The organism is Marinilabilia sp. (assembly GCF_016278715.1).
Classification (GTDB): domain Bacteria; phylum Bacteroidota; class Bacteroidia; order Bacteroidales; family Marinilabiliaceae; genus Marinilabilia.
Genome location: NZ_JADQBH010000147.1, coordinates 1 through 11,448, shown reverse-complemented (window position 1 = coordinate 11,448; position 11,448 = coordinate 1). Strand labels below are relative to the sequence as shown.

The 11,448-nt window shown below is 42.7% G+C and carries 9 protein-coding genes and 1 riboswitch; of the genes, 8 read left to right on the top strand and 1 reads right to left on the bottom strand.

The features are described 5' to 3' along the window. Positions 1–48: 48 nt before the first annotated feature. On the bottom strand, positions 49–246 hold the full coding sequence (locus tag QZZ43_RS09535) for a hypothetical protein (protein WP_291858311.1): 198 nt from the start codon (positions 244–246) through the stop codon (positions 49–51). Between the two features lie 18 nt (positions 247–264). Between QZZ43_RS09535 and QZZ43_RS09530 the strand changes: the two genes are divergently transcribed. From QZZ43_RS09530 to QZZ43_RS09495, 8 genes are all read left to right on the top strand, one after another. Continuing rightward, positions 265–2,688: an alpha-xylosidase gene (locus QZZ43_RS09530; protein WP_291858309.1), complete on the top strand. Its 2,424-nt coding sequence runs from the start codon at positions 265–267 to the stop codon at positions 2,686–2,688. A gap of 382 nt (positions 2,689–3,070) precedes the next feature. Then, positions 3,071–3,346: riboswitch (cobalamin riboswitch) on the top strand. 114 nt (positions 3,347–3,460) lie between these two features. Next, complete coding sequence (locus tag QZZ43_RS09525; protein WP_291858306.1) at positions 3,461–5,623, top strand: TonB-dependent receptor; 2,163 nt, start codon at positions 3,461–3,463, stop codon at positions 5,621–5,623. Between the two features lie 13 nt (positions 5,624–5,636). Beyond that, on the top strand, positions 5,637–6,494 hold the full coding sequence (locus QZZ43_RS09520; RefSeq protein ID WP_291858304.1) for a sirohydrochlorin cobaltochelatase: 858 nt from the start codon (positions 5,637–5,639) through the stop codon (positions 6,492–6,494). Continuing rightward, positions 6,484–7,602 (top strand): ABC transporter substrate-binding protein, encoded by a 1,119-nt coding sequence (locus QZZ43_RS09515; protein WP_291858302.1) that lies wholly within the window; start codon positions 6,484–6,486, stop codon positions 7,600–7,602. Before QZZ43_RS09520 ends, QZZ43_RS09515 begins: the two co-directional genes overlap by 11 nt. Further along, a complete protein-coding gene (locus QZZ43_RS09510; RefSeq protein WP_291858300.1) occupies positions 7,599–8,642 on the top strand; it encodes an iron ABC transporter permease in 1,044 nt (347 codons plus the stop codon). Before QZZ43_RS09515 ends, QZZ43_RS09510 begins: the two co-directional genes overlap by 4 nt. Positions 8,643–8,732: 90 nt before the next feature. After that, complete coding sequence (locus tag QZZ43_RS09505) at positions 8,733–10,202, top strand: cobyric acid synthase (RefSeq protein ID WP_291858298.1); 1,470 nt, start codon at positions 8,733–8,735, stop codon at positions 10,200–10,202. Continuing rightward, positions 10,199–11,209, top strand: a complete 1,011-nt coding sequence (locus QZZ43_RS09500) for an aminotransferase class I/II-fold pyridoxal phosphate-dependent enzyme (protein ID WP_291858296.1) — start codon at positions 10,199–10,201, stop codon at positions 11,207–11,209. Before QZZ43_RS09505 ends, QZZ43_RS09500 begins: the two co-directional genes overlap by 4 nt. After that, on the top strand, positions 11,200–11,448 hold a 249-nt coding region (locus tag QZZ43_RS09495), incomplete at its 3' end, for a cobalamin biosynthesis protein (protein WP_291858294.1). The genes QZZ43_RS09500 and QZZ43_RS09495, both read left to right, overlap by 10 nt.

The window sequence follows — 11,448 nt, the reverse complement described above, 5'->3', positions numbered from 1 at the left end:
TTGGTTATTGAAGCAAAAGAAGTTACGGCTGAACCGAAAGTAAAATAATTATTTAGTGGCAGCAAGAAAACTCATGTCTTTTACCAGTGCTTTCAAGAAGACGGCAAGTGCAAGGTTTGCCCCGATTTTTTTTTCGGGGGCTTTTGATCCCGAAGCATTCGGGATTGAAACCAAGGAGTCCCGATTCTCGGGATGACTGTTTTGAAGATAAGCATAACGCAGCAATTGTCGTTTTCTTGCAAGCACTAGTTAAACTTTATACTTATGAAGAAACAATTTTATCCGCATGTAACATCGGAGCTGTTACGCCGTTTGGCATCTTTTCTGGTGGCTATTCTGATTCTGGTTCCTGCAAACGGCCAGATTCAGGAAATGGGTCTTCGAAACGAACCCGTGGACATCAGTGATGATTTTCGCAGCTTCAAAAACACCTATTATCTGGCCGATAAAATGGTCAATTTTGATCCGGAAACCGGTACTGGAGAAATAGTTTACAACCGGTATGAGTTCAAAACCCGCATGGCTTTTAACAATATGCTGGGGGTTCTGCGTCCGGTGACACCCAATGAGTTTCCTGAAGCCGAATATGAAGTGTCGCCTACACTTCCGTTTTCTGTTCAGTTTGTTTCTCCCCGGACGGTGCGACTGCAGGCTCAGTCCGGCTTGGTGACTTCCGAAGTGGCCAATAGAGAATCAATGATGCTCGTCAACAATGAGATGCCACCCAGCGATGGCTGGAAGTATGAGAAAATTGACGGAGGTCACCGGTACAGCAGCGAATTTGGCGTTGTTGTTATTGATGAAAATCCCTGGCGCGTTTCGTTTTATGATGAACAGGGGAGGTTGTTAACCAGCACCAATCATCATCTTGACAATGCAGAAACTACCTATACGCCCATTATGCCATTCTCGTTTGTTCGCAGAGCTTCAGATTACAGCCGTAGTTTCTCGGCAACTTTTAATCTTTTGCCCGATGAGAAAATCTTCGGTTTTGGAGAACAATATACCGAACTGGATAAGCGGGGACAGAAAGTTGTTCTGTGGGTAGATGATGCCAACGGTACCCAGAACGAAACCAGTTACAAACCTATCCCGTTTTTCCTGAGTAGTCGTGGTTACGGGATGTTTATGCATACTTCCTCACCCATTACCTGTGACGTGGGTAAATATTTTAGTGGTGCCAACTCGCTGATGGTCGGTGACGAAACACTGGATTTATTTGTTTTTCTGGGTGAACCCAGGGAGGTTCTGGATGCTTATACTGATGTTACGGGAAAGCCTGAAATGCCACCACTGTGGTCGTTTGGACTTTGGATGAGTCGAATTACCTATTTCTCGGAGGAGGATGGACGCAACGTAGCGAATGAACTGCGCAAATATGAAATTCCCTGTGATGTGATTCATTTTGATACCGGTTGGTTCGAAACCGACTGGCGATGCGATTATCAGTTTTCGGAATCGCGTTTCGACGACGCCGGAAAAATGATACAAGACCTCAAAACACAGGGCTTTCATACCTCACTCTGGCAATTGCCTTATTTTGTTCCACAAAATACGCTCTTCCCCGAGATTATTGAAAAGGGACTTTTCATAAAAAACGACAAAGGAAATCTTCCCACTGAAGATGCCATTCTGGACTTTAGCAATCCGGAAGCCGTTTCGTGGTATCAAAATAAACTCAGAGGATTGCTTGAACTGGGAGTGGGTGCCATAAAAGTTGACTTTGGAGAGGCAGCTCCTGCCAAAGGGGTTTATCACAATGGTCGAACTGGTTTTTATGAGCATAACCTTTATCCTTTGCGGTACAATAAAGCGGTTGCCGATATTACCAAAGAGGTGACCGGAGACCAGATTATGTGGGCACGCAGTACGTGGGCCGGTAGTCAGCGATGGCCGTTGCACTGGGGTGGAGATCCTGCCAATACCAATTCGGCCATGTCGGCCACGGTTCGTGGCGGCTTGTCAATGGGATTATCGGGTTTCTCATTCTGGAGTCACGACATAGGCGGGTTTGTACTGAAAACTCCGGAGGATGTTTATCGCCGATGGTTACCATTCGGTTTGTTGTCCTCGCATTCCCGTGCCCATGGAACACCTCCCAAAGAGCCCTGGGAATATGGAGAGGATTTTACCGATGCATATCGCAAAGCGGTAAATATGCGTTATGAACTGATGCCCTATATTTTTGCTCAGGCCAAGCATTCCGCAGAGAATGGTCTGCCCATGATGCGGGCATTGTTTGTGGAATATCCCGATGATCCGGGAGCCTGGTTGGTAGATGATCAGTATTTGTTTGGCTCGGATATTCTGGTGGCTCCCATGTTTGAAAATATGGATACCCGCAATGTATATCTTCCAGGAAACCATAAGTGGATCGATTACCAATCTGGAAAAGTTTACACGTCCGGCTGGCACGAAATTGAAGCCGGAGAAATTCCGGTGGTAATGTTGGTGCGCGATGGGGCAGTATTGCCACATATCCAACTTGCTCAATCGACCATGCAAATGGACTGGTCGGAGTTGGAACTGAAAGTTTTTGCTGCCGATGCAGAAAATGTGCAAGGGTTGATTTGTCTTCCGTTCGACAATCAGTTACGGAAGGTGATTCTGGAAAGCAAAGATAATCAGTTTAGATTGGTGGAAAATTCGCTGAAAGGAAAAGTAAAACTGAGTGTCGCAGTTAAGTAATAGAGGTTTGTTAATACATTTATCTGTGAGATGTAAAACCCCGGCAGGAATTCTTGGCGGGGTTTTTTTAAATTCAATACTCCGTTAAATTCTTGTAAACAACTGATAATCAATTTATTACAAAACCAGATGAGTAGGCCGGAACTCACTCATAATAAAAACTTTGCGTCATTGCGTCTCTGCGTTTAAGCTTTCTTTTATCGGACTATTGAAATTAAAAAGGCGAAAAAATTAGTCGCAACCCTTGGAGTGTTGAAGGCGATATCTATCTTTTTGGTGTACTGAGAAATAGGGATTGGTTGTTTCGTCTGTACAGTCTTTAGTTTTTTTATTTGTAACAAGTCTACATGTTTTTTTGATTTTCATATTGATAAATTATCAATATATTTGCCCCGATTTTGGTGATTACCTCTGATTTCTTCAGAGGTAATAAAAGGGAATCCGGTGTAAATCCGGGGCTGTACCCGCAGCTGTAAGTTCTATAATAGTGGTTTGAAAAAACTCTTTTACCACTGGAAACAAAAGACAATGGTCAGTGACCAATAAACAGTTATCAATTTATCATTGATAATTGAATACTGATAATTGAGATTGTTTCCGGGAAGGTCTTTTCAAATCGGAGCGAGCCAGAAAACCTGCCAGAATGATATCAATCTAACATTTTGCTTCCGGGATAGAAGTATATGTTTAGGACATTCGCGCGCGTGTTCGGCATGTTTTTCTTTATCATTGTGGATGCAAGGTGGAATAATTAATTAAAATTATTTTAACCATGCAGAAATTTTTTTGGACTATTGTACTTTTATTATGGGGAATGGGCATGTCTGCCTATTCTCAAAGCACCTCTCTTTCAGGAAAGATCACAACCAGCAAATCCGGCAAACCTTTACCGGAGGCACACATTTATTTCAAAGGAACCAATATCGGGACAGCTTCCAATAATAAGGGGCTATATGAGTTTAACAATATCAAACCCGGAAATCACTCTTTGATCGTCTCTTTCAATGGATTTAAAAGAATCAGCCGGAAGGTTGAAATCGTTAAAGGTCGTAATGAAATGGATTTCTCCCTGGAAGAATCAAATAACAACCTTGGAGAAGTTGTCGTTACCGGAACCGGAACTGCCCATCATTTGAAAACGGCCCCGGTTCCTACTGAACTCATCAGCTCAAAGGAGGTGAAAAGTGTGGGTGCTTCTGACTTTAATGACCTGATGCTTAGCATCAGTCCTTCATTCGACTTTAGTCCCGGCACGATGGGAGCTTTTATGAAGCTTAACGGATTGAGCAACGATTTTATCGTGGTATTGATTGATGGTAAAAGAATGTTTGGTGATGTAGGGGGGAATGTAGATCTCAATCGAATTAATCCTGATAATATAGAGCGTATCGAAATTTTGAAGGGAGCCTCATCTCTTCTGTATGGCTCCGATGCTATTGCAGGTGTTGTGAATATTATCACCAAAGAAACCAGGCAAAACAGCCATTTTTCAAATACGACCCGCATCAGGGGGAATAATACCTGGCAACAAAATAATGTGGTCGAAGTGGAGGGTGGCAGGTTGTCTTCGCATACTTCTTTTTCGCGTAAGAGCAGTGATGGATGGCAGCTCAGTAAATATGAAGAAGATGATGGTGAACTGATAGAAACGGATGAAAAAACGATGAAAGCCTATGAGGACTTTACCGTAACTCAGAAATTTGAATTTGCTGCTACGCCAAAATTGGATTTTTACGCCAATGGAACCTACTACCAAAAGGACATGTTCAGACAACAGTCAGTGGCTGATTATGGTTATTATTACCAGGATGAGACTTATGGGGCGGGAGCTAAATACCTGTTGGGTGGCAGAGATTACATCTCTTTTGATTATCATCATGACCAATTTCTATATTACTATCGTTACAATCATGATGATGCGGACGGAGGTTTTTTGAAAGATCAGAAGACTATTAATAATGATCAGCGTCTGGATAATGCCCGTTTAAAGTATCTGAATGTCGTATCGCCTAATAATACGCTGACTGTTGGCATCGATTACCTGAATGAAAAAATGGTATCGGCCGATCGACTTGTGGATGGAGAGGCGGATGCTTATACCATGGCTCTTTACGCTCAGGATGAAATGACCATTTTTGATGCTTTGGATGTGGTGGCAGGTGCTAGGTACGTCAATCATAAAGAGTTCGGGAGTGCCTTTACCCCTAAACTTTCGGCACTTTATAAACTTGGGGATTTCAATATTCGAAGCACTTTTGGTTTAGGCTTTAAAGCCCCTACCCTCAAAGAACTTTATTACAATTATGAAAAGAGGGGACGTGTTTATCTTGGGAATACCGAACTGAATCCCCAGGAATCGGAATATTTATCTGCCGGAGTTGAATACAATACCCGTTTTATTTCTCTGAGTGTATCGGTTTACCGTAATAACGTGGATAATCTGATTGATTATGTTGCCGGGAAAGGAGACAATGAGCTGATTCATGATAATATTTCGGAAGCCAGGTCTGAAGGTATTGATGTTTTGCTGGACGTGAAAGCCGGCGCAGGCTTCACTTTTGGCGGTGGATACAGTTATGTAAATGCCCGGAATCTTATTAGCGATATTCGTTTGGATGGTGTGGCTGAGCATAGTGGAAATGCGCGGGTGACTTATGAGCACCATTGGAAGAATTACGCGCTGAATGCGAATATTTTTGGCCGACTCCAGAGTGATAAATTCTATGATGGAGATCTCAATGCCAAAGGTTATGATTTATGGAACTTTACCACCAATCATACATTCTCCAATTTAGGAAGTTTTATTGTTGAAGTGTCTGCAGGTGTTGACAATATTTTTGATTATGTGGATGACAGTCCCCTGGGTACTCATTACGGAACTTTGACACCGGGACGCACCTTTTTTGCGGGGTTGAGAATAAACTTTTCAGAGTAAAACCCCAAATCAAATGAAGAACTTATTATTAATTGGCTTATTTGCTATAACCTTCTGTAATATGGGAACAAATGCTCAGACTAAAACACGGAAGAAAGGCATTTTACTGATCACTTTTGGTACCAGTTACCCTGAAGCCCGAAAAGCTTTTGAAAATATTGAACAGAAGGTGAAAACCCTCTGGCCTGATGTTGATATTTACTGGGCCTACACATCCGGATTCATTCGAAAAAAACTGGCCAAACAAGGCATTCAGATTGATTCGCCATCCGAAGCGCTGGCTAAAATGGGAGAGGCCGGATATACGCACGTAGCAGCACAATCGCTGCATATTATTCCGGGGTCTGAATTTCATGATGTGGTGCATACTGTTAAAGGGTTTAGCCTGGTTCAAAAAGGGTTGGAGAAAACAACCATGGGGCGTCCGTTGGTGAGTGAGCATGAAGATCTGGAGCGAATAGCGCTTTTTTTTACAAAACAATTTCCGATAGCTACAGACGAAGAAGCGGTAGTGCTTATGGGGCATGGTACCCATCACGATGCCAATATCTATTATCCGGGATTTCAATATTATTTGAATGATTTGTCAGACCGTTATTTTGTGGCAACAGTGGAAGGATATCCTTCTCTGGATAATGTGATAAAACAATTGAAAAAAGAACATATTCAGAAAGTGACATTAACTCCATTTATGTCGGTAGCCGGCGATCATGCCCAAAACGATATGGCAGGCAAGGAGAAGGACAGCTGGAAATCGCAGCTCGAAGCAGAGGGGATTGAGGTAGATATTGTTATGAAAGGACTTGCCGAGTACGATGAGGTCGTGAAAATATGGATCGATCATTTAAAGGAGGCTTTTGATGAGTTGTAAACTGTGTAGTTCATTGTTGTTGATTGTGTTCTTCTTAAGTTGTAGTGTTAAGCAGCAGAAAGGTCAATCTGCATCGGGCAACATTGAAAATATAGAATTAAAGTATGCTCGTGAGTTTTCTTTGCAAAAGCAGGGAAATCGCCATTTTCTGACGGTCTTTATGGATGAGGATCACTCTGACCAGTCGGCCCGCAAGTTTACTTTGGTAAAGGATAGTGCAGATGCGGCCGGCATAGAAAATGTGATTCACGTACCATGCAAAAAGATTGTCTGTGTTTCATCAACTCAGTTGGCTTATTTTTTTGCACTGGACGATATCGATGACATTGTTGCGATTAACAGCAGTCGCTATCTTTTTCATGAAGAGATGAATGCTCGGGTGGCTGAAGGTAAGGTTAAACAAATCGGAAAGGAAGGGAATTTTAACCTGGAAGTGCTTGCAGCCCTGAATCCTGATGTGATTTTTGTGTCACCGTTCAAAGCTGGTGGGTACGATGTTTTAAGAAATATGGGAATTCCGCTTGTTCCGATGGCTGCTTACAACGAGATGAATCCCTTAGGTCGGGCTGAATGGTTGAAAATGATGGCTCTCTTTGTGGGTAAAGAAGCAAAAGCGGATACCGTATTTTATAATATTGCCAGGCGCTATAACGAACTAAAAGCTGAAGTCGCCGGAATTGAACACCGGCCGACAGTTTTTTCGGGGAAAATGCGCTCTGGTTCCTGGTATGTTCCGGGTGGAGATAGTTTCTATGCTCGTCTGTTTAGTGATTCCGGGGCCGATTATGTCATAAATGATGATGAGGAGGGGGCTTATCCTGTAGATTTTGAGACCATCTACCGAAAGGCTCATAATGCTGATTTTTGGCGTCTGGTTCACCCTGAGAAAACAGGGCTTAAGCTTCAGGAGTTCTTGCAGCAGGATGTCAGGTATGCTGATTTTAAAGCGGCTAAAGAGGGAAATGTTATGTTATGCAATATTCGTGAGGAGCCTTATTATGAACAATCTGCTGTGAAGCCTGATGTGCTTTTGGCCGATTATATCCATTTTTTTCATCCGGAAATTTTACCCGGATATGAACCGTATTTTTATGAAAGACTGAAATGATTGGAAAAGGGGGAAAACGAGTAACGGTTGTGTTGTTGACGGCACTTTTGTTGACAGCCATTCTTATGGTTTTGAATATGGCGTTGGGCTCGGTTCATATTCCCTTGTCTGAAGTGCTCCCTCTTCTTTTCACCGGGGAGAGTAGTAATGTTGTTTTTGAAAATATCGTTTTAAAAACCCGATTGCCTCAAACGTTGGTGTCTGTAGGAGCCGGTATGGCTCTTGGTGTTGCTGGATTATTGATGCAGACCCTTTTTAAAAATCCGCTGGCCGGCCCTTCAGTGTTAGGGATATCATCAGGAGCGAGTCTGGGAGTTGCTTTTGTGATGCTCTTTTCCGGGCAGGTTTTAGGCTTTTCATTTTACAGTCTTGGATTGTGGGGGGATTTAGCAGTGATATTGTCATCTTTTTTTGGGTCTGGCATTGTGCTTCTGGTGATCCTTTTTATTTCCAGTCGCATAGGAGGAACACTCAGTGTTCTGATTATCGGAGTGATGATTGGTTATTTGTCCTCTTCATTAGTTGGTCTGTTAAAGTTCTACAGCACCGAAGAAGATGTGCACAATTATGTGATTTGGGGTCTTGGCAGTTTTAGTCGTATGTCAGCCGAAAAAGCCTGGATTTTTAGTTTGGTGACCATAGCTTTGTCTATTTCTTCACTGGCTTTGAGTAAGTCTTTGAATCTTTTGTCACTTGGTGACAGATACGCCATTAATCTCGGATTAAAACTAAAAATGGCTCGCTTTGGCGTGATTGCATTTGCAGGTTTTCTTACCGCTTTGGTGACCTCTTTTTGTGGTCCGGTGATTTTTATTGGGGTGGCGGTTCCGCATTTGGCCAAACTATTATCTCGGACAGCCAATCATTATCATCTGGTCATCAATGCGGCTGTTATTGGTGGGGCTACAGCTTTACTTTGTAATCTGGTGGCCCGTCTTCCCGGGTTAGAACAGGAGTTGCCCATTAATTCGGTAACAGCTTTCGTTGGGGCTCCGGTGGTGATATGGGTGATTTGGAAGGGAAAGAGAAATAAGGAATAGAGCGAAGAGCATAGGGTGAGGAGCGCGGGGCATAGAGAATTAACAGAGGTAATAAATATCTCTGCGTTTTTGCGTTTAAATAAAATAGAAATGAAAAAACTTAAGCATCCACTGATGATAGTCGGAACTGGATCTGATGTAGGTAAGAGCGTGCTGGCCGCTGGCTTCTGTCGCATCTTTCTGCAGGATGGATACCGTCCGGTTCCGTTTAAGGCGCAGAATATGTCGCTCAACAGCTATGTAACTGCCAATGGTGGTGAAATAGGTCGCGCTCAGGCGGTGCAGGCTGAGGCGTGCCGGTTGGATTGTCATACCGATATGAATCCCGTGTTGCTTAAACCCGGATCGGATAAGCAATCTCAGGTGATTGTAAATGGGAAGGTATTGGGAAATTACGCTGCGGGGAGCTATTTCAGGGGAGAGATTAAAGATATATTGTTTACCGAAGTTCAGAAAGCTTTTAGAAGACTACAGAAATCCTATAATCCTGTGGTAATGGAAGGAGCCGGAAGTATCGCCGAACTCAACCTGAAAAACACTGACATTGTTAATATGCGGATGTCCAGAGCTGTTAATGCATCTACCATTTTGGTTGCTGATATTGAACGGGGTGGGGTGTTTGCTTCGGTTTATGGCTCCATTAAATTATTAGAACCTGAAGAGCGAAAACAAATTAAAGGAGTTATCATCAATAAATTTCGTGGTGATGCTTCTTTGTTTGATGAGGGGCGAAAGATTCTGGAAGATTTGACAGGTGTCCCCGTACTTGGTATTATTCCGGTATTCAATCATATTAGCATTGAAGAGGAAGACTCAGTTTCTTTGGAACGAAAGGCTACTTCTGCTCTCGATAATAAGATCAATGTGGCAGTTATTCATCTAAGACGATTGTCCAATTTTACCGATTTCAGTCGCCTGGAACAAGATGAAAGAGTGAATCTTTACTACACCAATAATACCGAAGAAATCAAAAAAGCGGACATCATCATTTTGCCCGGATCAAAAAGTACCATTGTGGATTTGATTGAGCTGCGTCGAAATGGTGTCGCGGCCGAAATAATACGCCAGTCAAGGATAGGAAAAACAGTGATTGGAATTTGCGGTGGTTACCAGATGATGGGTGCCCGAATTGATGACTGCCGGCATGTTGAGGGTAACGTGGATGCATTGCCCGGGCTGAATATTTTACCGGTGACGACCACCCTTGAATCTAAAAAATCCACCGTACGCACTTTATTTTATTTCAAGGATTTAGAGGAACCTTGCAGTGGCTATGAAATTCACATGGGACAAACGAAACGAGAAGGCGTTGATGCTTTGAATCGCTTAGAAAATGGGCAACCGGAAGGCTGCCGGATTAATGCACAAACATGGGGAACCTATATGCATGGAATCCTTGACAATCCGGTTGTGATAGAAGATTTACTGGCTCCTTTCCCCCAGAGCAAGACACCTTCAGTTAGTTATGAAGAGTTTAAACAAAATCAGTACGATCTACTGGCGAATCATATTCGCCAAAATGTGGATATGGACTTGTTCTATAAAATATTGTCAGAATGATTAGGGGACACGGTGACGACATCTATGACTTTCCGGATATTCGAATCAATTTCAGTTCGAATGTTATTCCTTCGGGTATCGATCCGTCGTTGAAAGATCACCTGTGTTCCTGTATGAAATGTATTGAACGTTATCCTGATCCTTTGGGGGAAAGTTTGGCTTGTCAGATTGAGAATCAGAAGCATCTCCCTGCCGGAAGTGTAATGATAACCAACGGGGCGGTTGAAGCTTTTTATTTGATAGCGGAGATGTTTCAGGGAAAACAGTCACTGATCTTTTATCCCTCTTTTTCGGAATATGAGGATGCTTGCCTGAAGTCAAATCACAGGATGGAGTTTCGCCACTACACAACATTTAAAGATGCAGGTTATTCAGGTATTGATTTGGTGTGGATTTGTAACCCTAACAATCCGGATGGACACATTTATGAAAACGAAAAGTTACGGAAAGACATTGAAGATAATCCCAACGTTGTATTTGTGGTAGATGAGGCTTACTCGGATTTTCTGATTATGGATATTTCGCTCGAAACCTGTTTGCCTGAATGCAGAAATCTGGTGATAGTGAAATCGTTAACTAAGAGTTTTGCAATTCCCGGGCTCCGGTTGGGGTATCTTTTGGCCGACACCTTGATTATCGATGGCCTACAAAATCAGGTGATGCCCTGGCGAATTAATGCGCTGGCTCTGGAAGCAGGACGGTTTTGTTTAGCCCAATTGAACCTGGATGTAACGAATATTTCCAAACATCTTCAGGAATCGCGGCGATTACAGAATGAGATAAATGAGGTAGATGGATATAACGTGATATTTTCTCCAACCACTTTCTTTTTAGTGGAAGGTGCTTTTTCTGCTGCCATATTGAAAGAACAATTGGCACAAAAATCAGGCATTCTAATCCGGGATGCATCCAATTTCAGAGGACTCTCAGAGAATTGTTTCAGGGTTTCGGTGCAGTCGCCTAAAGAAAATAATCAGTTAATTGAAGTACTCAAAGAATGGAGTTGAATTCGCTTATACCGGCATTAATATTTGCCTGGATTCTCGACTGTATGTTGGGGGATCCTTTCTGGATGCCACATCCGGTTGTTGTGTTTGGAAAACTCATTGCATTTTTGGAAAAGAAATGTAACCGAGGGAAAGGAAAATTGGTTCGTGGAATGTTGGTGACGGTCGGGTTGGTCACTGGAGTATTTCTTTCTTTTTATTGGTTGTTTATTATACTTGGGCAGATTAACTTTTGGCTG